Source organism: Pseudomonas sp. R19M (assembly GCF_050312585.1).
GTDB lineage: Bacteria > Pseudomonadota > Gammaproteobacteria > Pseudomonadales > Pseudomonadaceae > Aquipseudomonas > Aquipseudomonas palleroniana.
Window position 1 is genome coordinate 21,189 of record NZ_JBNPJV010000062.1, and the last position, 21,368, is coordinate 42,556.

The following is a 21,368-nucleotide window of genomic DNA, read 5'->3' on the forward strand; positions in this document are numbered from 1 at the left end:
ATTGGATTATTGGCACAAGGTCGAATTTTTTGTGCCCTATGGCCTGGATCAGCGCCTGGATGAGTTGGAGGACTGGCAATCTAAGGTGATCTTGCCGCAAGCCTGTCTCGACGCCGGCTCTACCCAGTGGAATCGCATGGATGTCCCTGTTGATCAGGAGATCATCAGCTACAGCCTCTTCCTGGGCGTGTTCGACAAGTCTGCAGTGCTCTCGCTGTGTGAGAAGTTAGTACCGGTTCCCGCACCGTTGAGTGCCGCCGCGCGCTTCGAGGAAGAGGCGCGTGCCGACCTTGAGGGGCAGACCTGTTTTGCCAGGATCAGCCTGGATAAGTCCGGTTGCCCCCTCGCCGGCTCCATCTCCATTTCTACCGCACCTTGGGCCTTGGGCCAGGCGTTGTCCCACGGGTTGGGAGCGCTGGGAGCCGCCGAGTTCGAGTCTGCCCGCGACGACTTGGTCAACCGGTTCAACAACTTCTTCGCCACCCGTGTGGATAATGCCAGCGGCCCGCTGACGGCGAGTGAAGTGCTTTCGCTGCACCAGACCCTGTGCCAGTGGGCGGGTTTTTACCCAGGGGCTGACCAGCCGCTGGCCGTACTTGAGGTCAAGACCAAGGCCAGGACCACCCAGGCGCCTGATGATGCAAGCGATCAGGAGCCCGCAACACTCCAGGAAGAAGAGGAGGAGGATGAGGATGACCCTGTCGACGACCTCGACATCCTCAACAGCTTTTACATCGGCGATCTCGAGCGGGCGATGCACAGTGTGCGGACAGGCAACGTGCCCGCCGCCCTGCGGCAGTACCTGACCCCGCTTGCCGACGATCAACGCCTGGACCTGTATTCCAACGCCGGGCGCGAGCTGTTGTACCAACGGCTGCGGCCGCGCCATTTGAGCATCGGCCACTGGTTGGGCAACGCCGAACACCCGATGAGCCTGATGCAACAGTTCGCGCTCAATCAAGCCGGCGCAGACTTGCAGTACAGCGGCTTGTTTGCGGTCAACGGGCCGCCGGGTACCGGCAAGACGACACTGTTGCGAGATCTGTTTGCCGACAACATCGTGCGCCGTGCGCGGGTGCTGTCGGGCCTGTCGAGCGTCAATGATGCGTTCAGTACGCAGCCGCTGACTGTTCGTTTCATGGATGAACAGCGCAAGGTGTGGCCCTTGATCGAGGCCCTGACCGGTTTCGAGATGGTCGTGGCATCGTCGAATAATGCCGCGGTGGAAAACATCTCGGTGGACTTGACCAAGCGCAGCGCCCTGGACGCTGCCTGGCAATCGGTCGGTTACCTGCAACCGGTGGCCCATAACCTGGCCGTGAAAGTCAAAAAATCCGGCCCGGTTTTCCCCAAGGGCCGGGACGTTCCCTGGGGCCTTGTCAGCTGTGCATTGGGCAACGCCGGTAATCGGCGACGCTTTCGCGAAGGGCTGTTTTTCAACGAATTCGAGTCCGATAAAACCGAGCGGCCGCAGACCCTCTGGAAGTGGTTCGATCAGGCGCAGCCGACCCGTTTTGCTGAGGCTCGCGCCGCTTTCAGCCTGGCCGACAAGGCCGTCAGCGCCGCACTGGCTGAGCGCGAGCGCCTGGCGCAATTGCTCGAAGAGCTGGGCGATGGTACCCAGGCCAGCTACGTGGCGCAGGCGCAGCAAGCTCATACGCAATTGCGAGCGGGCGTGGAGGCTGCTGACGCGGCTGTACGCGAGAATCTGCGCCTGCAGCACGTGGAGGGGCAGGAGTGCCTGTTGCTCGTCGAACAGCAACGACTGATCGATCGCACCTCGCCTGGTTGGTGGGCGCGGTTGTGGCGCACCCAGTCTGCCAAGACCTACATGGGCCAATGCGCTGAAAATGCCAAGTTGCAGCTCGAATCGCATGCTCGTCTCAGAGCGCTCAAAAGCGAAGCGGTGAGCCTTTCCAGCCAGCTCGCGAAGCTTGACGCTCAACGGCAAGCCGGTGAGCGCAGCCTGGCGCAAAGGTCTCGCGACTGGGAAACCAAAACCGCAGAGCGTGCGGTACTTGAGCAACGCCTGGGTGTTCCTGTGCTGCCTGCCGCCCTGGCTGACTTGGAGTTGCCGCAGTTTCAGATCAACGGTCTGTGGCATGACGCTCAGTTCGCTCGACTGCGCTCGGCGTTGTTCGCGGCTGCCCTGCAATTGCAGCAAGCCTGGTTGCATGAGGCCGGGCAGCCCAAAAACCGCATGCGCTCCAATCTATGGGCCATCTCCAACCTGCTGAACAACAAGCAGCCGGAAGACGCCGGCCACGTACTGCCTATCTGGCAAAACCTGTTCATGATTGTGCCGGTGGTGTCCACCACGTTTGCCTCCTTTGCCAATCAGTTTCGAGGCTTGCAAAGCGACGCGCTGGGGTGGGTGTTTATCGACGAAGCCGGGCAGGCGGTGCCCCAGGCGGCGGTCGGTGCGCTATGGCGAGCCCGACGTTGTGTGGTGGTAGGCGACCCGCTGCAAATTGAACCGGTGTTTACCCTGCCACGGCAACTGATCACGGCCTTGGGGCAACTGTCACCGTTTACCCAGGACGACAGCTATGCGCCCCATCAGGTGTCGGTGCAACGCCTGGCGGATCAAGCCAGCCGTTTTGGCACCTATGCGCCGATGATGGGGCAGCGTCTCTGGATTGGCAGCCCGTTGCGCGTGCACCGGCGTTGCTATGACCCGATGTTTTCCCTGGCCAATCGCATGGCTTATGACGACAAAATGGTCTTGGGCCATGCTCAGCGAAACGCTCCGGACGCGCCGCTGATCGACCTGCCCAGCGGCTGGGTCGACATCCGCGGCAACGTGACCCGCAAACAAGTGGTGTACGAGCAGGTTGAATTCATGGCGAAGGTGATCGTGTGCCTGTTCCAGCGTGACCAGGCGTTGCCCGGATTGTATGTGGTGTCGCCCTTCAAGGCCGTGCGCCAGGCGTTGCGCCAGCACCTGATGCAAGTCAAATGGGCGGGGGCCGAGCCCCGGCGCACGGACCTTAAAGAGTGGCTCAAGCGTAACGTCGGCACGGTGCATACGTTTCAGGGCAAAGAGCAGGACACGGTGTTCATGATCCTGGGCGCGGACAGGGACCACGCGGGAGGCGCGCAATGGGCCGCCTCCAAACCCAACCTGCTGAATGTGGCGCTGACCCGCGCCAGGCATCGGGTCTACCTGGTGGGTGACATTGAGCTGTGGGGAGAGTTGGAACACTTCTCCCTGGCCGCGCGTGGCGAACATGCGCTGGCCCGGCTCACGCGTAATGCGTTCGGCATCCTTAACAAGAGCGGGCGGGCACAAGCGTCGCCCGACCGCTTGGGTCAGGCCTGAGCGTTGTCGTGGAGGCGTGGCACCGTAAAGCGGAACTCACTGCCACGCCCCACCTCACTTTCAGCAACGATCTTGCCGCCGTGAGCCTGCACGATCCCTTGGCTGATATACAGCCCCAGGCCAGTGCCGGTGGGGTTGTTTTCGGTCTTGGTCCAGTAACGGTCGAAGACGTGAGGCAATTGCTCGGGTTCGATGCCCTCGCCGGAGTCGCGTACCGAAAACACGATCTCTTCGCCATGGCTCATGGCGCTGATACCGATATTGCCCTGGCGCGGGGTGAACTTGATGGCGTTGCCGATCAGGTTCGACAGGACCTGGAACAGCCGCTCCGGGTCAGCGTTGATCCGAAGTCCCGGCTCGGCGTTGAACGACAGGTCGATACCTTTCTCCATCGCCAGTGGGGACAGCAGGGCATAGGCTTCCTCGAACATCTGGCTGACATCCAGCGCCACCGGCTTGACCACGTAACGCCCCGCCTCGATTTTCGAGGTGTCGAGCAGGTCATCCAGCAACGTATTCATACGTCCGGCGGCTTGTTGCATGGTGTCGATGGCCGACGAAATCCGCCGTGACGTGTGCGGGCCATCGGAGCTGAAGGCGTTTTGCATGATGCCGCAGAGCATCGAGATGACGGTCATCGGGTTACGCAGGTCGTGGGAGACCACCGCCACCAGCTCATCACGCGCGCGTACGGCCTGTTGTTCACGCAAAACCTGGCGGGCCAGGTCGTTTTCCAGGGCCGAGCGGCGCAGGTCATTGGCGGCAAAGTGGTCGCCATGGCTCCATTTGGTGGAGATACCGGCCATTTCCACCTTCCAGATTTCAAAGGACGTACGCGGGCGAAGGCGCAAGCCGGCGTCAGAGCTTTCCAGGTCGAGGGGCTTGTTCGGATCGCCGCTCCAGTTGACGTTCTCGATGACCTCCGGGCGGAACCACAACACGCCGTTATCCACAGGCTTCGGCAGGCTCATGGCCAATACCCCACTGGCGACCTGTTGAAACGCTGCGGCTGGAGGGTAGACCGACACCAGGTTATGGCTGGAGAAAACCGCTTCGCCGCTGTCTTGCAGCCATTTATGCAGCGCTCGGATCTGCGCCGGTTCCGGGCAATTGCCGAAACGGTGCAGTTGCCTGTCTTCGATGATCGCCACACCACCGGACAGCGTCAGGTCCATCAGCACTTGGCCTTGCTGGGCCAGGCCGTCGAACACGTTGCCGTCGCAGGCTTTCATGGCTTTGTCGAGGGTGGCCAAGGCGTCGATTTTTTCTTCGCGCTGCCGGTTCAGTTCCAACGCTTCCATCGCGCTGATCTGCAGTGACAACACCTGGCCGATGGTCTGGCAGGCGCTACGCAGTTCGTTGGGCACCAGCAACGGCTCGCGATTGCCGCAACTGATCAGCCCCCAAAGCTTGTCGCCCTTCATCAGCGAAATGCTCATGGACGACAGCACGCCCATGTTTTGCATGTACTGGCAATGAATCGGCGACACGCTGCGCAGGGTGGCGAAACTCAAATCCAGCGGCTGGCCGGTGTCCGGGCGCAACTTGGGCACCAAGGGCACTGGCTCGTAGGCCGCATTCGGGATAATACGCAGCCAGTTGGTGCGGTACAGTTCGCGGGCCTGTTCCGGAATGTCGGACGCCGGGAAGAACAGCCCGTTGAACAGCTCCATCGACGGTGCCGAGGCTTCGGCGATCACCTGGCCATGGCCTTCTTCTTCGAAACGATAGATCAGTACGCGGTCGTAACCGGTCATGGCCTGGATTTCGGCCACGCTGATTTCGTACAGCGCCTGCAGGGTTTTCGCCGATTGCAGGCGTTTGAGCATCTTGCCCAGGTCACTGGTGCGGCCATTCAGCGCGCGCGGCTTGAAGTGCTCCAGCCGCGGTTCGAATTCCAGCACCAGTACATTCTGGTGGCGATGCAGCAACCCTTCGAAGGGCTCGCCATTGAAGGTGACGTGCAGCGTCGGCGCGTCGAAAAACGTATTGTGCTCGGCTATCGATTGCACGGCCTGGGCGTGGTCCATCCCGATCAATGTGTGCAACGGCTGGCCCAGCAGTGACTCCGGCGCGTGACCAAACAGGCTGCTGACGTTGGCACTGACCTGGATGATATCCAGGCCCGGCTCCGACAGGGTCAGCAGTACGCCGTGGGGCTGGATGGCGCCGGGGAAGCGGATCGGTTCGTCTGCGCAGTTGGCCAGCAGTTCTTCAAAATCATCGGGTTTCATAGCAGTACCTCCTGGCGTTCGAGCCATTGCTCAAAGCCGCTGAATGTCGAGCGGGCAGCAATGACCGCGCGCGCTTTGGCGTCAGCGTCCAGTGGCAGGCAACCCAGGTAATCGAGAAAGTCTTTCCAGCGTCGACCGGTTTCGGCGCCGTAGACGTTAAGAAATGCGCCACCGTTGTCGGCATTCACCGCCAGGCGCTGGGCCATTTCCCGGCGCAATACCTGGCCTCCGAGCGTCGCGCCTTCCAGCACGTAGAGGGCGCCCAGGCACGCGGCGGGTGTGTCGAAGGTCGGCAGTTGGCGGCAGTAGGGCAAGGCCGCTATGGCTTCGTCATCCAGGCCGAGGGCTTTCAGGTCGTTCACCAGTGTCGGGGTTTTCACACGCTGTGCCGGGTCAAAGCCTGCGGGGATCAGGCCGCTTGCGTACAGGCTGACTTCCATAGGTGCATAAAATCCGTAATACGCCTGGAGCAAGCGCTGATACCACTGCGCGTCCAAGTGTTCGGAAAAAAACGGCAAGCGCTTTTCCAACGCGACATGCAACAAGCCGGTGCCTGTGCGCAACGCTTCCAGCAACGAGGGCGCACTGACGTCATGGGCCTGTGAATGCATTCAATAAGCTCGAACTGTGGGCCTGTCGGCCATGAATGACGCGTGGAAATGGGCGACGATTCTACACAACTCATGGCCGGGTTCTGCGCGAAAGGCGAAAACACTGACCGGCGGATCAGAAAAATCGCTCCTAGCTTCACTAACGACCTTGGCACGTACCGTGAAGTTCACTGAAAATGATAGCGTGGTGCTATTAATGCATCGAAAAACCTTGCCGCGTCAGCTCCGTTTGCACGCAATCAAGCAAATGCTCGACGCTCCACGGTTTAGGCAGGAACCTCACCGACTTGCCCAACTCAGCCGCCAACCGAGTATTGCCGGAGGTCAGCACCACCGGCACATAGGGCCAGCGATGGGCCACGACTTTGCTCAAGTCGTACCCGTTGAGTAAACCCGGCATCTGGATATCGCTGACAATCAGGTCGACCGGGGCATCGCCGCGTTCCAGATAAATCATGCCTTCATCAGCCGACGGAAACGACGTCACCTGTGCACCGAAATCTTCCAGTACATCCACCATCAACGCCCGAATGATTTCGTCGTCTTCCAACACTAAAATTGCTGGCTGAGCCATGATTTTTACTTCACCCGCTGATAACAACTAGATGGAGTGGGACCGGCTCGAATAGGTTCGATCCAGGCTATCCAAAACGATGAGTGGTCATCGGCGCGCACGCCTCAAGGCATGGCCCACTGACAAACAGGCATAATCGCCCGCTACACCTGATGTGGAGTCGCCCATGAAGTACGCCTTATTGACCTGTGCCCTGATGCTCACCACCGGCCCGGCCTTCGCTGCCGGGGATGCCGAGGCGGGCGGCAAGCTCTTCACCAAGACCTGCGGCGGCTGCCACAGCATCGGCGAGGGCGCGCGGGGTGGTTTCGGCCCGCAGCTCAACGGCATCATCGACAGGCCCGCCGGCACCACTACGGACTATCAGTACTCCGATGCGATGAAAAACTCCGGCGTGGTCTGGACCCGCGACAAACTCGCCGCCTATATCGAGGCGCCGAAGAAAGTGGTCAGTGGTACGCGCATGATTTTCTGGGGTATCAGTGACCCGCAAAAAATCCAGGACATCCTGGCGTACCTGGAAACCTTCCAGCCCAAGTGATTACTCGCGCACATTCCTGAACAGCATCAGCCGCGCACTTTCATGCAGCCCCCGTGTCAGCGCCTGTAAACGCTGGAACGCTTCGGGATGTTGCTGGGCGACGTCTTCGCGAGGCGTCGGCGAGGCCAAGTCATGCAAGGTGGGTGAACTACCGTCGTGCTGCATTTGCAGGAGGAAGCGCTGGGTGACCCCGCCAATAATCGGGAATGTACCTTCCTGCAGTACCAACGGCACCATGCGTTCGCCTTCCGGCGCCGGTTGCTGGATATCTCGGCCCATTGCGCCATTGGTAAACGGCACGCCCGCCAGGCCGGCCACGCTGGGCAGCAGGTCGGCCAGGCCCACCGCTTCTTCGATCACGCGAGGCGCAAGGCCGGGCGCGTGGATCAGCAACGGCACGTTGTTGCTTTCCAGGCCCAATTGCTCGAAAGCCGGGGCCATATGCGGGATCTGGCTGATGCGCGTGTTGTGGTCGCCGAAGAACACAAAAATACTGTTGTCGTACCAGCCGCCGGCCTTGGCGATTTCCATCAGGCGGCCGATGTTGTAGTCCAGCAGCCGCACCGCCTGGTATTGCTCGACGCTGCGTGAACCGGCCGCCTGGGCTTGCTCCAGCGTGACATCGTTTACCTGGAAACCATCGTTTTGCTCAGGAATGGTGAAGGGACGGTGGTTGCCGGAGGTTTGCAGGTAGGCGAAGAACGCCTGGTTCTTGGGAACAGCGCTTAGCAGCCGATCGCTTTCCTTGAACAAATCCAGGTCGGAAATACCCCACACGTCCACGCGTGGCGAGCGCCAGTGGCTTTCCTCAAACAGTTGCACGCCGTCGATGCTCTGGCGGATCAGGGCGTTGATATTCGCCCAACCGGCGTTGCCGCCGATCATGTAGAACTTCTGGTAACCCTCGAACGCGTTGATCAACGTGTGTTGGCGAGTGATCAACGGGTTGCGGGTGGCGGTCTCCCGGCGGGTTACGTCGGGCACGCCTGTGATGCTCGCCCAAACGGTTTTCGCCGTGCCGGTGACGGGCACATAGAAGTGTTTGAACAACCAGCTTTGCGTCGCCAGTTTGTCCAGGTTCGGCGTGGGGTTCAGCGGGTTACCGTAGGCACCCACGGCGCTGGTGCCGAGGGATTCGAGCATCACAAAGATCACGTTGGGCGCCCGCTCGCCGGCCAGGCGATAGGGCTGTACGGCCTGTTCGCGGGTAAAGTTCAAGCGCTCGGCATTGGGTTGGTCTACGCCCAGGTAGTGGGCGACTTGCGGGTACAGCTCGCGCACCTTGGCCTCGTCGAATTGCGCCTGGCCGACCTTGAGCGTGTCGTACAAAAACAGCACCGGGTTCAGGCCCACCGCAGCCACCTGGCTGTTGCCGGAAAAGAAGGCGTCGCTCCAGCGCAGGGGCACCGGGTTTTCCAGGTTGAGGTTAGCCACGCGGCCGAGCAGGGCCAGCAGTACCGCGATGACGCCGGTCACTGAGACAGGGGCCAGCGCCAGTTTGCCGATGGGCTGGGCTTTGCGGTCCAGGGTCAGTCGTTCCAGGCAGACCAGCGCCCACACCCACAGCCCCACGGCGCTCAGCCAACAGGCCGTTATCCACAGCACCGGGTAGGTTTCCCACACCATCTGTTGAGAAATCTGCGCGTCTTGCAGGTAACGAAGCACGGTCGCGTTGATGCGTGTCCCCAAGTAGGCGTAGTGGCCGAAATCGATGATGTACACCAGGCCGACCACCGCCAATACCAGCACCAGATAGCCGCGTGCCAGCCAGCGCAGGGCCGGCAGCGTGGTGAGGTTCCAGCGTGGCAGCCAGGCCAGCACGGCCAGTGGCAACAGGATCAACACCGCCAGGCGCAGGTCGAACCGCAGGCCGATGCCCAGGGTTTCCAGCAGCCCTGGCGTGTTGACATCCAGGCCCGAAAAGCCCACCACAAACACCAGTCGCAGTGCCGCCAGCAACACAAACACCAACCCGATCGCACCCACGCCGTAGCGCAGGCGGCGTGATTGCAACGCACCCATGTTTCGTCCTCATTTTTTGAATCGATGCAGCGTGTATCAGCCAAAGCGGCTCTGGCCGTGCCGACGCCATCGCGAGCAAGCCCGCTCCCACAGTTTGAGTTGCGATAGACCCGCGACCAGGCAGTAACCCGCCAACAGCGGATCGACCAGATAATCCCAGTAGTTCTCCGAAGCCTTGAGCCGCAAGGCGAATGCCAGGGTGCCCAGCGCCAGCATCCAGACGCAAAGGGCATTGCGTAGCCACACCAGTAACAACGCGGCAGCTGCCACCATCACGATCATCGGGCGCGGGTTGAAACCCCAACGGTAAGGGTCGACATACGTCAGCCCCAGCGTGGCCGGATACAGCAGCAGGCTCAGCCCACCGAACAGCATCAGCAGTTGCAGTTGATGCCTGGGCTCAAGCGCTTGCAGCAGCCCCAAACGGCAGAGCGCGACCCACGCCAGCAACACCAGGGTGCTGATGGCCAAGTCATCGGTGAAGCTGCGCACGTAGGCAGCCAGCGGCAGTTCATGCACGGGAATGAAGCTGAGCCCTGCCCACATCGGCAACAACCATGGCCTCCATCGCCGGGTGAATCCCAGCGTGCTGGAGAGCACAAAGCCCAGCAGCACAAAACTCAAATGGGCTTGCCACAACGACATCATCACAGACGCTCCGCGAGCCAGGCTTCGTTGAAGCTGACGTGTTTGATAAAGGTGTTATTCCAGGAGTACACCAAGTGGTACATGCCGTCCGGGCTGCGGCTGAAGTAGGGGTATTCATATTCGAATTCACAGCCACGCGGCTTGCACACGCGGTAGTCCAGGTTGCTCAGGAAACGTTGTGCCAGCGGCAGGCGCCGGGCCCCGCTGGAGGCGCGAAAGCCTTCGCCGATGATTTCTTTGTACACCTCGGGGGCGAACGGTTGGCCCTGCGGGTCAGGCGACTGGTCCAACTCGATCACGCTGCGCCACTGGCTGAGGCGGGCGTCGGTGCCGTAGAGGCTGAGTTTGAAGCGACCGTCTTGCAGGTCGTTGAGGGCCACCAGCAGGCCCTCGTCCTGGGTGGCGACGGCTGCCAGCGACGAATTGGGGTTGGCGGGGGTCAGTGGGTAGGGTTCGCTCCAGGTTTGCCCGGCATCTTCGGTGCGGCTGGCCAGGACCCGGTGATGGGTGTCACCGGCATAACGCAGCATCGCCACGGCGCGTTGGCCATCCTGCGGCACGATGGTCGGTTGCAGGGAGTGCTTGCCGCGACTGATGCGGAATTTATCGATCACTGCACCGTCGGCGCTCAAGTACAAGTACTCGGCAAACTTGCCCATGAACTCGTGGTAAACCGGCAGGCCGATGGAGCCGTCGGCGTGAAACACCGGTGCGGCACGCACCAGCGTGCTGATGTTGAAGAAGGGCGAGGTTACCAGTTGGCGAGGCGCCGACCAGTTCGCGCCCAGATCCTGCGAGACCATCACGTTGATCGCGCTGGTGGCCCAACCACCGACCGACACCGACACATAAAACATCCACAGGCGTTGATCCGGACCCAGCGCGATCACCGGGTTGCCCAACTTGCGAATGTAGCGCTGGGTGCCATCGCGGGTGCTTTCACGCGTGGCCAATACCTGCTCGGCGCCCCATTCGCCGCTACGCGCATCAAACCGCGCAGTGCGCACCTGCACATCGGCGGCGCCTTCGCGAGAGCCGGCAAACCACACCGCCATCAGATCACCGCCGGGCAGGGCCGTCACGGAAGAGGAGTGCACAAAGTCGGTGAGCTGCGAGGACACAAAACGGCTGGTGTAGTGCGGCGTCGTGGCGGCTGGCGTATCGCTCGGGCCGGCTTGGGCAAATGGCGCCAGGGTATGCGGCGGATGGCTTTGCCAAGCGGCGAAAAATACCGCGAGCAGGCTGCAGATGATTAAGGCGGAGCGCATAGAGAACCTGTCGGAAAAGATTACTGCGCACGTTCATCCGGCAAGCGCTTCCTGCGGCCGGTGAGCATGGATAACGGCAGGTTGTCCTTCACCTGGATACTTTCAAATACGGCGGCCAGCACATGCACGCACACCAGCGCCAGCAGCACATTGGCGGCGCTCGCGTGGACTTGCAGCGGCCAGTCGGCGCCCCATAGCGCGTCCACTTCCTGCATCAGGAAACCGCTGACACCCAGTGTCAGCAGGGCCGTCAGCATCAACACCATCACCAGCGCACCCAGCGGCGAATGGCCCAAGCGATGTTGCGGGTTGCGGTCAAGCAGGGAGCGCACGTGGGCCTTCAGCCGTTTTGGCGTGGGCCAGAAGTCTGCCCAGCGTGCGCTGCGCGGCCCGACGAACCCCCACACGGTGCGCACCAGCAGCCAGGCCATGGCGTAGTAGCCCAGCCAGACATGCCAGGTATCGCCCGCCTCATTCAAGGCGTAGTTGGCGATGAAGACCCCGGCGATCGACAGATGAAACAGCCTGACCAGCGGGTCCCACAGACGCAGGGAGTCGCCCGGCATATCAGCCCTTGATCTCAGTCTTCACGGCTTTGCCGGTGACCGGGTCGTGGTAGATCTCGACCTTGCGCTTGTCCTTGTCGAAGCCGTAGATCTCGTAGCAATTGCCGTCGGTGACTTTGAATTTGCTGATCGTGTAGCCGTCGGCCTTGAGCTTGTCCTGGAAGGCTTTTTCGTCTTGCCACTGTGAACGCTCGGCGGTGGTGCACTGCGGGCCGGCGACGGCCAGCGGGCTGGCAAGAATCAGGGACAGCAGGAGAATTTTGCGCATGGAAAAGCTCTCAGCAAATGTGGGAGGTCTCACAGTGCAAAACCAACCTTAGCGCAACCTTAGTTGGCAATGCGCCGTAACATCTTTGCCGAAATAGCCAGGGCCAGAACCCGGCATGATGCGGCCGTTTCCTACAGAGATTTCGCTATGCGCCTACTTCTCGTCGAAGATGATCGTGCCCTCGGCCAGGGCATTCGCGTGGCGTTGGGCGCCGAAGGCTACACCCTCGATTGGCTGCACGATGGCCTCGCGGCCCTGCATGCCCTGCGCACGGAGAGCTTCGACCTGTTGCTGCTCGACCTCGGCTTGCCGCGCCTCGATGGTCTCGACCTGTTGCAGCAATTGCGTGCCGCGCAGCACGATATCCCGGTGCTGATCCTCACCGCCCGCGACGGCACCGCCGAGCGCATCGCCGGGCTGGATGCCGGCGCGGATGACTACCTGATCAAACCCTTCGATGTCGAAGAACTCAAAGCCCGCGTGCGCGCTCTGTTGCGCCGCAGCCAGGGGCGTGCGCAACCGATGCTCGAGCACGCGGGCATCAGCCTCGACCCGGCGACCCAGCAGGTGCGCTACCAGGACGCCGACATCATCGTCACCCCGATGGAATACCAACTGCTGCACCAACTGATGGTGCGCCCCGGCAAGGTGGTGACTCGCGAACGCCTGTCCCGTGCGCTGTATGGCTGGCAGGATCGGGTCGAGAGCAATACCTTGGAAGTGTTGATCCACAACCTGCGCAAAAAGTTATCCACCGAGCTGATCCGCACCGTGCGCGGTGTTGGCTATGTACTGGCGCTCAAACCATGACCTCGCTGCGCGCGCGCATCCTCGTCCCTGTGTTGCTACTGATCCTGGCGGGTGACGCCCTGATCAGCTGGTTGGTGCTGCGTGACAGCCACCACGAAATCGAAGAAGTCTACGACGCTCAACTCGCCCAGAGTGCGCGCCTGCTGCAAGGCGTGTTGCGCCAGCGTGACCCCGGCGAAGCGGATTGGGACCGGCTGTACCAGGCGTTTGACCAGGCCATGAGCCGAGTAGGCGAGGATGGCGTGGCCCACCCCTATGAAACCCGTCTGACGTTCCAGGTCTGGAACAGCGCGGGTGAATTGCTCGTGCGCTCCGCCGAAGCCCCCGTGCTGGCGGCGCCGCCCGCGACCCTCGGTTCCCACGACCTGATGGACAGCGGCAACGACTGGTGCGCCTTCCTCCTGGCCGACCCGCAGCAGGGCCTGTTGATCTGGGTGGGCGAGCGCGATGACGTCCGCCAGGACCTGATCCAGCGCATTGTGCGCCACACCCTCTGGCCCACGCTGATCGGCGTACCGCTGCTGGCGCTGTTGATCTGGCTGGTGATTGGCTGGGGCTTCAAACCATTGCGCCGCATGGCCCTGTCCATCCGTGGGCGAACCGCCGAGACCTTGCAACCCTTGCACCTCAAGCCCTTGCCTGGCGACCTGGAACCCATGCAAACCGCGCTCAACCGCCTGTTGGTCCAAGTGGATGAACTGCTGGACCGTGAACGCCGTTTCATCGCCGACGCCGCCCACGAACTGCGCACGCCGCTGGCGATCCTGCGCATTCACGCCCAGAACGCGCAGAGCGCCGTCACTGAAGAACAACGGCGCGAGGCATTGGAGTTTCTGGTCAACGGCGTCGACCGCGCCACCCGCATCGGTAGCCAGCTGCTGACCATGGCACGCATCGAACCGCAACTGAACAACCCCGTATGTGAACGGGTGCAACTGACCGAACTGGTACGCGAAGAACTCGCCGAGTTGACCCCGCTGGCCCTGGAAAAAGGCGTGGACCTGGTGCTCGAAGGCAATGAGGCTTGCTGGGTCGCCACCGAGCCGGTGGCGCTGGCCATTGCGTTCCAGAACCTGGTCACCAACGCCCTCAACTTCTCCCCGGCGGGCAGCGAAGTGAAAGTCGTGATCGGCAGCCATTGCCTGAGCGTGAAAGACCAGGGCCCGGGGATTGACGAGGCGCAGATGGAGCGCCTTTTCGAGCGGTTTTACAGCCGAGGCAATGCCAATGGCGCGGGGTTGGGGTTGGCGATTGTGCAGATGATCGTCGGCAAGATCGGCTGCCGGCTGGCGCTGCATAACCGCGAGCGGGGCGGGTTGTGCGCGCGGTTGGTATTTGAGAACACCTGAAGCGGCCGCACCTCCGATCCCCTGTGGGAGCTGCCGAGCCCCAGCGAGGCTGCGATGGGATCACCTCGGTATGCCTGGCAGGCCCCGATGCTCGTATCGCTGTCCTTCATGGAGTGTGCAACTGGCGTTTGATATTAAGAGTCCGGTGAGCGCTAGAAGGCGGGCTTTTGCGGTGTGGGTTTCATTGCATCAAGACACCTTCTTGGGTTGCTTTGGCGGCGGTGGCCAGGCGCCTTGGTAGCGGAAGGAGATTTGGTAGTCGAGTCGGTCGGGTTCAATCATGTGCTGGAAATGCGGCTGAATAATCATTATCCAGCTAGGCAGAACGTTGAATACGTCGGCATATATCGCGGTTTTTTCGGCTAGATCCAACGCTTCAAAGACACTGTCTGGATCTGCAATTTCCGCTGAGTACTCATCCACCTTCAAGTCATTGCTGTGCTTTTCGTACCAACGCAATCTGATTTTCATCGTCATTTGGAAAGCTCTCTGCCGCTAATTACGCCAGTTTGAACGGAGCGAACAAATGCGGATGCTGCGCTTGGAAGGATCTGAAGGTTTGATACTTCCAGCGCTCTGCGCCAGGGTCTTCATCGGTCGTGCTGACTTCGCCGAAGTACCAATGCTCTGACTCGAAAACCTCTGCGTTTTCGTTCTCGTGGGTAAAGTGAAAGCCAACTTCGTGGAGCCCTGGCGGAACGACCAATCCCCATTCGCGGGCAAGGCTTCGGTCCGTGATGCGGGTTTGACGGAAGTACTCGTAATCGAAAGGTTGGGTGTGGCCGAGATAGCGGGCTTTATCGGTGTAGACACAGACTCGGCTTGAGAACATGTCCGGGACCATGATGCAGGCGACGATCCAGCACTCAGGGTCATCGTCTGACCGTGCTTCGATCAAGTGGCCTGCAACCTTGATCAACTGTTGAGCGCAATGCGTCAGAATCTCCGGCGTGGTTTGATGACCTTCAACAAGGTTTTCGATAACGGGAATTTTCAGGTCCACGTAGTCGGGGGGCGACGGTAAGGGGTCGTAAAAGCAGCCTTCGTAGCCGTCTGCCCAGCGCGTCAGGGCTCTGAGGTGCCGGGGGATGTTGCGAAGTTTTTTGTTTGTCAGTGACAGCCTGCGCATGAAGCTGAATTCTCCAGATGTGTGTTATTCGTTCGCATCTTCGTAATCAAAAGCGATGAAGTAATCGCTTTCTGACAGGGCAATTTCATGAGCGAAGTGAGCCTGTATCACTGATTGCCACTCGCTGCGTAGTTCAAACATTCCGTTATTAACGTCTTCGACTGCCGACAGCCCCTGCTTGGAAATCACGGAGTAGTCATCTCCCAAATCCGCCGAATTCTGCGTTCCGCGCAGCAACTCTGTGGTTCTGTCGAACCATTCCAATCTCACTTTCAGTCCCATGTAGCCCTCATAGGTATTTTTTGATGTTTCGTTTTTTCTTCGGCCCTTTTAGCTGCTCGCCGGTTACGTGGCTGAACGCATCTACATCCTTAATCAGCTCCAACGGGATGTAACCCGTGGGGTTGAAGTAATGGGTGACGCCGCAGGCAGTTGGCAAGGCTTGATGAAAACGCAGCCAGGAAGCTTGGCTAGCGTGGGAGCCGGGGCAGGGGGCGGCGCGAAAAAATCAACAGCCGGCGAGTACGGCACACGCGATGGCTGCGGGATCAAAATCCGATGTTTGAGTAGCTGTTCTTCGGTGGGTGGGTAAAAGCGCTCTGACATGACCGGCTCACTTCCTTGTGCGAGGGAGTGAGCCTAAGAGGGGGAGCTCAGAGGCTGATGTCGGCTTAATCCGGTGGTTGATGTGGGAAAAGTGGACTGATGCTTGAGCGGGTACTGCAACAAACACCCGCGCCTGTATGACGTTTTGCTCGCAGATCTGTATCTAACAGCCTGCTTTTGGACGCCCTACCATGGTGGCCAACACCGCACCGTAGGCCAAGAATTTTACGCCGGCCGAATAACAATCCAGGAGCCCAACAATGCCTGAAATGTCCAACTGGCTGGCCTATGCGCTGATCTCACTCGGTATGGTGCTCACGCCCGGTCCGAATATGATTTACCTCATTTCCCGCTCGATCTGCCAGGGCCGCACCGCCGGGTTGATTTCCCTGGGCGGCGTGGCGTTGGGTTTTCTGGTTTATATGGTGTGCGCGGCGTTGGGGATCACGGCGTTGGTCATGGCGGTGCCGTTTGCTTATGACGCGCTGCGTTTCGGCGGTGCGTTGTATCTGGCTTATATGGCCTGGCAAGCGGTCAGGCCCGGTGGGCGCTCGCCGTTCCAGGTGCGCGACTTGCCCCAGGACAGCCCGCGCAAGCTGTTCACCATGGGCCTGGTGACCAACCTGTTGAATCCCAAGGTGGCGGTGATGTATCTGTCGCTGCTGCCGCAGTTCATCGACCCGAACGGCCACGGCAGTGTGCTGATGCAATCACTGGTGCTGGGCTTTACGCAAATCATGATCAGCGTGAGCGTCAACGCCGTGATTGCCACCATGGCGGGTTCCATCGCGGTGTTTTTCGTCACCCGGCCGGGATGGCAGGTGGTGCAGCGCTGGATGATGGGCTCAGTGTTGATGGGGCTGGCAGTGCGGATGGCGGTGGAAGGGCGGCGGTAGGTCGCAGGTCAGCGCGCCATGACGTTGACGATCACATGCAGGATGAACGCCGGACCATAGCAGGGCTTCCCCTGTTCATCTTCGATCCGCCAGATGGACGTGACCGTGCAGGTCTCCTTGGGCGCGGCGAACTCCACGGTGAGGTGCACCGGCTGCCCGGGGAGTGTCTCGGCGATGGGGATTTCGTTGTTCAGGCTGCGCAGGTGTGTGTCCATCACCACTTCCAATGGCGTACCCGTGGCGGTGCGCCGAGCGATGACGTATTCGCCGTCCACTCGTACCAATCGCCGGTCGCGCCAGGGGCGGGTGCCGAGGTTCTGGATTTCCCAGGTTTTCTGAAAGATCTCGCCGGGCAGCACCACGGCTTGGTCGGGTGTGCTGACGTCTGCATTGAAGACGGCTATATCGCTGGGGTCGTGCAGGCCGATGGCGCGGTTGGTGCTCGCCATTGAATAAGTATCGACGGGCGCGCCTGCCAGGTCGGCGAAGTAACGGAACAGCAGCAGCGGTGACACCCTGAGCGCTTTGGCGAGTTTGATCAGGGTGCGTACCGAAGGATCCTGAGAGGCGCCGCCGGCCAAGCCATACAGATAGGTTCGGGAAATGCCCGCTTCCTTGGCCAATATCGTCATTGATTTACCCAACTCTCGGCTGCGCCGTACAACGAGAGATCGAAGGGTATCGCGCGTTCGTATGCTCATATTCGATTGCTAGTCCCTAGCCCTTGGAAAGGCCGTCACGTTGTTCGCCAAAAAAGACAACCTGATCGCCATGGCAGGTAGTGCGCAATGCACACTTACGGCCTGCTGGCGTTGGGAAGGACATGGATGGGTCCCTTTTTGGTTCGTTATATCCAGTGTCGTGGTTTCTCGCATGCTTGCGAACCTAGTGTTTGTTGCATTCCTTTACATCTACCTTTGGATATAGCGATGACTCAAATAAAAACGTGCTGCGCTTCCATTGCTCGATCAGGCTTCGGCACCTTGCAAATACCTGAAGCCATGCTGCAGGACTACAAACAAATCGTTGATGGATATTCAGCAATATCCCAAGCCACCAAAGCATCATTTTCCTTCGGTCAGGATACGGATGGCTTTTTTCCATTCGGTGCTGAGTATTCAAGTGTCGAGGACCATCCTGACCTCTGTGAGCGATTCTGTTATTGGCCTGCACATGCGTCGAAACGCTTAGGTTTTGAATTCACCCGGAGCGGATTTTTTGCGGCTGTGGATGTTTTTGAACGCCAGATCAGTGAGCTGGCTCAAGAGTTGATGGACGGCATCTGCAGTGAGTTTGGAGTGCCACCACTCGCCCCATTTCGTGCGGCGTCTTATGTGCAGTTATGTGTTTACACCGCTCAGTCTGCAAACATTGAACGTCGATTTGCCCAGGACCCCCATGAAGATGGTCATATGCTGTCGTTTATCAAGCCCAGCCGTGAAGGGCTGGTCTTGGTGAAAGGGGGCTCGCTTGAACCCGTGCGTCTTTTGGAAAATGAGATTGCTGTGCTGGCGGGGTCTTTATTGACTGAGCTTTCTGATCACGCAATTCCTGCGGCCTATCACGCGGTCCTGGCACCTGAGAGGCCGGTGGCCAGAAGCTCTTTGATTTACTTTGCCAACCCGACCCCGGAGCAGGTGTTAACCAGTTTTTTCCGCAGGCAGCCAATCGACTTGAGTCGTGCCTTAAACGCTCGGCACATGGGTTTCGGTAATCAGCCTATTCAGCTCCTTTAAACTCCTCAAGGGCACGGACACTTCATGGTTCCCTATTTCAATGCTCTCTACCTTGAAGGCCTACTCTTGGGGATCGGTTTGTTCGCTGCCCCCGGCCCCAAAGACACCTTGGTCATCCGCCAAGGTGTCAGCCGTGGTCCTGTCTGGGGCGTGGTCGCAATTTGCGTATTGGCCGATATTCTGCTGATCGCTCTGGGCATCACTGGGTTAGGTTCGCTTTTGCAAAGTCGGCCAGCACTGGTAGTGCTGTTGCTGCTCTGCGGCGCCGCTTACCTACTTTGGTTCGGCGGCCAGCGCCTGTTGGCGTGCCTGCGTGATCAATCCATGCCAAACACCCAGGGCGACTACTCGCAAGGCGGTCTATTGGGCACAGCAGTCGTTCTGGGTTTCGCCAACCCCTACGCGTGGCTCGATACAGTCGTGTTGATCGGCTCCATCGGCGCAGCCAAGCCCACGAACCAACAAGCATTCTTTGCAATGGGCGCCATGACCGCTTCGTTGTTGTGGTTTGTACTCTTGGCGTTGGGATGTCAGCGGTTAACCAAACTATTTCGGGCGCCGGTGGTATGGCGCTGGCTGGATGCAGGGGTGGCGGTGTTGATGGTGTATCTCGCCGCAATGCTGGTAAGCGATTCACTGGATATCTTTCAAGTAATGCTTGAGGGTCGTTAGCGGCTCGCGCAGTTCATCCAGCCGATCTACGTTTTGCACATCCGCCGCTAACCGCTGCAATTCGCGGCCCATAACCGTGTCGGCACCGCCCAATGCCTCAAGTGCCTGATCGATACACTCCGCTATTTTGGATTGAATAGCCGCCAGGTTCCCCTGCCGCACCAGCAACCCAAACACCTCCCGCTCATACCCGCCCATCGCTGGGTCATCCCGCAGAAGCGGGCTGCCGCCGTCCGTCTCGTGCACCAGCTTCAGTGCAAACAGCGCAACCGCTTCCAGCGTCAACTCCATGGTCTTGGTTCCTAGGGCTTTGGGGGAGGGCGATGATCACTGTTCCGCACCGGAAAAAAAAGACCCCAATGCCGCGAACCGCCTGGCTCGCGCACCCGTAAACCATTGAAGACCTGCATCTGTTCGCTTCGGGCAGACGCAAGATCAACGGTTTGAGACGGCCTGCGACCTCAAGACAAATGCCGACCCTCAGATCCACAGATCATTCACCGCGGTACGGTCACCCCCCTCATGCCCGGTATTCAAGATCCCCCGTGGCTCGATCATCATCAGCTTGGCTTCCCCTTCGGCAGCCGTCCGATGCTCGACGCCACGCGGCACCACATACAACTCGCCCGGCGCCACATACACCGGGCCGTCTGGCAGGTCGATACGCAGCGTACCTTCCAGCACCAGGAAAGCCTCGTCGGTTTCGGGGTGGGAGTGCCAGATGAATTCGCCTTCGATGCGTACGACTTTGAATTGGTAGTCGTTCATCTCGGCGACGACGCGGGGGCTCCATTGTTGGTCGATGAGGGAGGCTTTTTGGGTGAGGTTTATGGGGTGTGTGGGATGGTGTGGGTGGGCCATGACGGGTGCTCGGGTGGGTGAGGACTGTCAGGTTAGCGAGGGAGGGGGCAGGAGGGCTTGAACGATCCTGCAAGTTGGGGAGGGCGGGGGGAGATCACGCTAAAGAGCACTCAAATCAATATTTGCGCGCCGCCGTACCGCGCACGTACCGCGCCGGCGGGTTACCTAGTGTCTTGCGGAACATCGCGATGAACGAGCTCACCGATTCATAACCCAGCGTTTCGGCGGTTTGTTGCACCGATTGTCCTTCTGCCAGGCTCTGCAGTGCGACGATGATCTGCCATTGCTTGCGCCATTGACCGAAGGTCAGACCAGTTTCACCCTTGATCAAGCGTGCCAGCGAGCGTTCGCTCATTGCCACATGTCGTGCCCACTCGGCCACGGTGGCGCGGTTTGAAGGATCTTGCGCCAGGCCACGAGCGATCGCACGTAATTGGTGGGAAGCAGGTAGGGGTAAGTAGAGCTGTTCCGAAGGGGCCTGCTCCAGTTGTTCGAGCAGCACACCGGCCAGACGGGCGGTGGCGCAGTGGCCTTGGTAGTTCTGCACCAGGCCACTCAGGTGGCGAATCAGTTCCAGGATCAGCGACGATAGCGCGAGCGTGCAACAGTGTTCCGGCATAGAGGCGGCGCCCGGCTCCACAAATAGAAAGCATACCTGCCCATTCGCGGTCACCCGGTTGCTGTGGGCGACACCGCCGGGAATCCATACGCCGAACCCGGAGGGCACCATCCACACACCGTCCTCCACGGTGCACACGATACCGCCATGGTACGCCACCACCAGTTGGCCTTTGCGGTGTTTATGCTCGACGGATTCGCTGTCGTTACGTTGGGTTTCCAGCATCAACGCCACGGCAGGTTGTGAGAGCGCGTCAAGTTCAAAATGGTCAACGTGATAGCGATGGATGTCGGCCATGAGAGGTGTCCGAGGTTTGGCTGGATTTGATTATATTTTGGCAGTGTAATCAATATCGGCACAAATGCTCGTTGCTTATGCTTTCAACAAGGCCAGAGCGAGACGGCCCCTAAACGCGACGACCCTCCGACTGCCGGTGCACGCATGCTTAGCGAAGTTTCCATCGCCAATCTCTATGTCCCTCCCTTCTTGATCTACCTGGGCGTATCGACCCTTGCTTACCGACTTCTCGAGCGGGTTTTCCGGCGCTGGCTGGATTGGGCCTGGCATCCGACGCTGGCGCGTTTTTTCGTCTCACTCATCGTCGTTTCGGCCTTGATCGTGAACTGCTGAGGGAGG

The 21,368-nt window shown here is 60.0% G+C and carries 23 protein-coding genes and 1 pseudogene; 8 read left to right on the forward strand and 16 right to left on the reverse strand.

Annotation, left to right across the window (positions count from 1 at the left end; all coding sequences use genetic code 11):
• Position 1 precedes the first annotated feature (1 nt).
• Entirely contained in the window at positions 2 to 3,322 is a 3,321-nt protein-coding gene (locus tag ACQRBT_RS12545) for a DEAD/DEAH box helicase (protein WP_412046722.1), read from the forward strand.
• Here the strand turns inward: ACQRBT_RS12545 and ACQRBT_RS12550 are convergent.
• From ACQRBT_RS12550 to ACQRBT_RS12560, 3 genes are all read right to left on the reverse strand, one after another.
• Positions 3,313 to 5,556: an ATP-binding protein gene (locus tag ACQRBT_RS12550; protein ID WP_412046723.1), complete on the reverse strand. Its 2,244-nt coding sequence runs from the start codon at positions 5,554 to 5,556 to the stop codon at positions 3,313 to 3,315. The genes ACQRBT_RS12545 and ACQRBT_RS12550 overlap by 10 nt on opposite strands.
• Entirely contained in the window at positions 5,553 to 6,167 is a 615-nt protein-coding gene (locus ACQRBT_RS12555; protein WP_060754350.1) for a biliverdin-producing heme oxygenase, read from the reverse strand. Before ACQRBT_RS12555 ends, ACQRBT_RS12550 begins: the two co-directional genes overlap by 4 nt.
• A gap of 193 nt (positions 6,168 to 6,360) precedes the next feature.
• The gene (locus ACQRBT_RS12560) at positions 6,361 to 6,741 is read right to left on the reverse strand and encodes a response regulator (RefSeq protein WP_060754349.1); all 381 of its coding nucleotides are present in this window, start codon (positions 6,739 to 6,741) and stop codon (positions 6,361 to 6,363) included.
• 166 nt (positions 6,742 to 6,907) lie between these two features.
• On the opposite strand from ACQRBT_RS12560, the gene ACQRBT_RS12565 reads away from it, so the two are divergent.
• A complete protein-coding gene (locus tag ACQRBT_RS12565; protein WP_060754348.1) occupies positions 6,908 to 7,282 on the forward strand; it encodes a c-type cytochrome in 375 nt (124 codons plus the stop codon).
• Here the strand turns inward: ACQRBT_RS12565 and ACQRBT_RS12570 are convergent, their stop codons facing one another.
• From ACQRBT_RS12570 to ACQRBT_RS12590, 5 genes are read right to left on the reverse strand one after another with little or no spacing between them, the layout of a single operon-like run.
• Positions 7,283 to 9,304: an LTA synthase family protein gene (locus ACQRBT_RS12570; RefSeq protein WP_412046724.1), complete on the reverse strand. Its 2,022-nt coding sequence runs from the start codon at positions 9,302 to 9,304 to the stop codon at positions 7,283 to 7,285.
• 36 nt (positions 9,305 to 9,340) lie between these two features.
• A complete protein-coding gene (locus ACQRBT_RS12575; RefSeq protein ID WP_412046725.1) occupies positions 9,341 to 9,952 on the reverse strand; it encodes a hypothetical protein in 612 nt (203 codons plus the stop codon).
• On the reverse strand, positions 9,952 to 11,220 hold the full coding sequence (locus tag ACQRBT_RS12580; RefSeq protein ID WP_412046726.1) for a sialidase family protein: 1,269 nt from the start codon (positions 11,218 to 11,220) through the stop codon (positions 9,952 to 9,954). Before ACQRBT_RS12580 ends, ACQRBT_RS12575 begins: the two co-directional genes overlap by 1 nt.
• Before the next feature lie 20 nt (positions 11,221 to 11,240).
• A complete protein-coding gene (locus ACQRBT_RS12585; protein WP_412046727.1) occupies positions 11,241 to 11,786 on the reverse strand; it encodes a cytochrome b/b6 domain-containing protein in 546 nt (181 codons plus the stop codon).
• 1 nt (position 11,787) lies between these two features.
• On the reverse strand, positions 11,788 to 12,054 hold the full coding sequence (locus tag ACQRBT_RS12590; RefSeq protein WP_060754343.1) for a PepSY domain-containing protein: 267 nt from the start codon (positions 12,052 to 12,054) through the stop codon (positions 11,788 to 11,790).
• A 147-nt stretch (positions 12,055 to 12,201) separates the two neighbouring features.
• On the opposite strand from ACQRBT_RS12590, the gene ACQRBT_RS12595 reads away from it, so the two are divergent.
• Positions 12,202 to 12,864, forward strand: a complete 663-nt coding sequence (locus ACQRBT_RS12595) for a response regulator (protein ID WP_060754342.1) — start codon at positions 12,202 to 12,204, stop codon at positions 12,862 to 12,864.
• Positions 12,861 to 14,213, forward strand: a complete 1,353-nt coding sequence (locus tag ACQRBT_RS12600; RefSeq protein WP_412046728.1) for a sensor histidine kinase — start codon at positions 12,861 to 12,863, stop codon at positions 14,211 to 14,213. Before ACQRBT_RS12595 ends, ACQRBT_RS12600 begins: the two co-directional genes overlap by 4 nt.
• 189 nt (positions 14,214 to 14,402) lie before the next feature.
• On the opposite strand, the gene ACQRBT_RS12605 is transcribed toward ACQRBT_RS12600, so the two are convergent.
• From ACQRBT_RS12605 to ACQRBT_RS12620, 4 genes and pseudogenes are all read right to left on the reverse strand, one after another.
• Positions 14,403 to 14,690: a colicin E3-like toxin immunity protein gene (locus ACQRBT_RS12605; RefSeq protein WP_412046729.1), complete on the reverse strand. Its 288-nt coding sequence runs from the start codon at positions 14,688 to 14,690 to the stop codon at positions 14,403 to 14,405.
• 22 nt (positions 14,691 to 14,712) lie between these two features.
• Positions 14,713 to 15,342 carry a DUF3916 domain-containing protein gene (locus ACQRBT_RS12610; RefSeq protein WP_412046730.1) on the reverse strand — a complete coding sequence of 210 codons (630 nt, stop codon included), beginning with the start codon at positions 15,340 to 15,342 and terminating at the stop codon, positions 14,713 to 14,715.
• Between the two features lie 24 nt (positions 15,343 to 15,366).
• Entirely contained in the window at positions 15,367 to 15,624 is a 258-nt protein-coding gene (locus ACQRBT_RS12615) for a colicin E3-like toxin immunity protein (protein WP_412046731.1), read from the reverse strand.
• 49 nt (positions 15,625 to 15,673) lie between these two features.
• A pseudogene (locus ACQRBT_RS12620) lies at positions 15,674 to 15,948 on the reverse strand (detoxification); the annotation flags it as partial.
• A gap of 260 nt (positions 15,949 to 16,208) precedes the next feature.
• Here ACQRBT_RS12620 and ACQRBT_RS12625 point away from each other — a divergent pair.
• Positions 16,209 to 16,844 (forward strand): LysE family translocator, encoded by a 636-nt coding sequence (locus ACQRBT_RS12625; RefSeq protein ID WP_198763055.1) that lies wholly within the window; start codon positions 16,209 to 16,211, stop codon positions 16,842 to 16,844.
• 8 nt (positions 16,845 to 16,852) lie between these two features.
• Here the strand turns inward: ACQRBT_RS12625 and ACQRBT_RS12630 are convergent, their stop codons facing one another.
• Complete coding sequence (locus ACQRBT_RS12630) at positions 16,853 to 17,545, reverse strand: NBR1-Ig-like domain-containing protein (RefSeq protein ID WP_412046732.1); 693 nt, start codon at positions 17,543 to 17,545, stop codon at positions 16,853 to 16,855.
• 228 nt (positions 17,546 to 17,773) lie between these two features.
• On the opposite strand from ACQRBT_RS12630, the gene ACQRBT_RS12635 reads away from it, so the two are divergent.
• Together ACQRBT_RS12635 and ACQRBT_RS12640 are read left to right on the forward strand one after the other, a co-directional pair.
• On the forward strand, positions 17,774 to 18,580 hold the full coding sequence (locus tag ACQRBT_RS12635; protein WP_427851676.1) for a 2OG-Fe(II) oxygenase family protein: 807 nt from the start codon (positions 17,774 to 17,776) through the stop codon (positions 18,578 to 18,580).
• Between the two features lie 24 nt (positions 18,581 to 18,604).
• The gene (locus ACQRBT_RS12640) at positions 18,605 to 19,252 is read left to right on the forward strand and encodes a LysE/ArgO family amino acid transporter (protein ID WP_412046734.1); all 648 of its coding nucleotides are present in this window, start codon (positions 18,605 to 18,607) and stop codon (positions 19,250 to 19,252) included.
• Here the strand turns inward: ACQRBT_RS12640 and ACQRBT_RS12645 are convergent.
• The 3 genes from ACQRBT_RS12645 to ACQRBT_RS12655 form a co-directional block, all read right to left on the reverse strand.
• A complete protein-coding gene (locus tag ACQRBT_RS12645) occupies positions 19,214 to 19,543 on the reverse strand; it encodes a hypothetical protein (RefSeq protein WP_412046735.1) in 330 nt (109 codons plus the stop codon). The two genes, ACQRBT_RS12640 and ACQRBT_RS12645, sit on opposite strands and share 39 nt — an antisense overlap.
• Before the next feature lie 189 nt (positions 19,544 to 19,732).
• Entirely contained in the window at positions 19,733 to 20,113 is a 381-nt protein-coding gene (locus tag ACQRBT_RS12650) for a cupin domain-containing protein (RefSeq protein ID WP_161550070.1), read from the reverse strand.
• 115 nt (positions 20,114 to 20,228) lie between these two features.
• Positions 20,229 to 21,029, reverse strand: a complete 801-nt coding sequence (locus tag ACQRBT_RS12655; RefSeq protein ID WP_060754332.1) for an AraC family transcriptional regulator — start codon at positions 21,027 to 21,029, stop codon at positions 20,229 to 20,231.
• 144 nt (positions 21,030 to 21,173) lie between these two features.
• Between ACQRBT_RS12655 and ACQRBT_RS12660 the strand changes: the two genes are divergently transcribed.
• A complete protein-coding gene (locus ACQRBT_RS12660) occupies positions 21,174 to 21,362 on the forward strand; it encodes a DUF1656 domain-containing protein (protein WP_060754331.1) in 189 nt (62 codons plus the stop codon).
• Positions 21,363 to 21,368 lie beyond the last annotated feature (6 nt).

What these genes read in the sequence shown, in the direction of transcription:
- ACQRBT_RS12550 (WP_412046723.1), bottom strand. Translation starts at nt 5,556, where the DNA reads ATGAAACCCGATGATTTTGAAGAACTGCTGGCCAACTGCGCAGACGAA.
- ACQRBT_RS12555 (WP_060754350.1), bottom strand. Translation starts at nt 6,167, where the DNA reads ATGCATTCACAGGCCCATGACGTCAGTGCGCCCTCGTTGCTGGAAGCG.
- ACQRBT_RS12560 (WP_060754349.1), bottom strand. Translation starts at nt 6,741, where the DNA reads ATGGCTCAGCCAGCAATTTTAGTGTTGGAAGACGACGAAATCATTCGG.
- ACQRBT_RS12565 (WP_060754348.1), top strand. Translation starts at nt 6,908, where the DNA reads ATGAAGTACGCCTTATTGACCTGTGCCCTGATGCTCACCACCGGCCCG.
- ACQRBT_RS12570 (WP_412046724.1), bottom strand. Translation starts at nt 9,304, where the DNA reads ATGGGTGCGTTGCAATCACGCCGCCTGCGCTACGGCGTGGGTGCGATC.
- ACQRBT_RS12575 (WP_412046725.1), bottom strand. Translation starts at nt 9,952, where the DNA reads ATGATGTCGTTGTGGCAAGCCCATTTGAGTTTTGTGCTGCTGGGCTTT.
- ACQRBT_RS12580 (WP_412046726.1), bottom strand. Translation starts at nt 11,220, where the DNA reads ATGCGCTCCGCCTTAATCATCTGCAGCCTGCTCGCGGTATTTTTCGCC.
- ACQRBT_RS12585 (WP_412046727.1), bottom strand. Translation starts at nt 11,786, where the DNA reads ATGCCGGGCGACTCCCTGCGTCTGTGGGACCCGCTGGTCAGGCTGTTT.
- ACQRBT_RS12590 (WP_060754343.1), bottom strand. Translation starts at nt 12,054, where the DNA reads ATGCGCAAAATTCTCCTGCTGTCCCTGATTCTTGCCAGCCCGCTGGCC.
- ACQRBT_RS12595 (WP_060754342.1), top strand. Translation starts at nt 12,202, where the DNA reads ATGCGCCTACTTCTCGTCGAAGATGATCGTGCCCTCGGCCAGGGCATT.
- ACQRBT_RS12600 (WP_412046728.1), top strand. Translation starts at nt 12,861, where the DNA reads ATGACCTCGCTGCGCGCGCGCATCCTCGTCCCTGTGTTGCTACTGATC.
- ACQRBT_RS12605 (WP_412046729.1), bottom strand. Translation starts at nt 14,690, where the DNA reads ATGACGATGAAAATCAGATTGCGTTGGTACGAAAAGCACAGCAATGAC.
- ACQRBT_RS12610 (WP_412046730.1), bottom strand. Translation starts at nt 15,342, where the DNA reads ATGCGCAGGCTGTCACTGACAAACAAAAAACTTCGCAACATCCCCCGG.
- ACQRBT_RS12615 (WP_412046731.1), bottom strand. Translation starts at nt 15,624, where the DNA reads ATGGGACTGAAAGTGAGATTGGAATGGTTCGACAGAACCACAGAGTTG.
- ACQRBT_RS12625 (WP_198763055.1), top strand. Translation starts at nt 16,209, where the DNA reads ATGCCTGAAATGTCCAACTGGCTGGCCTATGCGCTGATCTCACTCGGT.
- ACQRBT_RS12630 (WP_412046732.1), bottom strand. Translation starts at nt 17,545, where the DNA reads ATGAGCATACGAACGCGCGATACCCTTCGATCTCTCGTTGTACGGCGC.
- ACQRBT_RS12635 (WP_427851676.1), top strand. Translation starts at nt 17,774, where the DNA reads ATGACTCAAATAAAAACGTGCTGCGCTTCCATTGCTCGATCAGGCTTC.
- ACQRBT_RS12640 (WP_412046734.1), top strand. Translation starts at nt 18,605, where the DNA reads ATGGTTCCCTATTTCAATGCTCTCTACCTTGAAGGCCTACTCTTGGGG.
- ACQRBT_RS12645 (WP_412046735.1), bottom strand. Translation starts at nt 19,543, where the DNA reads ATGGAGTTGACGCTGGAAGCGGTTGCGCTGTTTGCACTGAAGCTGGTG.
- ACQRBT_RS12650 (WP_161550070.1), bottom strand. Translation starts at nt 20,113, where the DNA reads ATGGCCCACCCACACCATCCCACACACCCCATAAACCTCACCCAAAAA.
- ACQRBT_RS12655 (WP_060754332.1), bottom strand. Translation starts at nt 21,029, where the DNA reads ATGGCCGACATCCATCGCTATCACGTTGACCATTTTGAACTTGACGCG.
- ACQRBT_RS12660 (WP_060754331.1), top strand. Translation starts at nt 21,174, where the DNA reads ATGCTTAGCGAAGTTTCCATCGCCAATCTCTATGTCCCTCCCTTCTTG.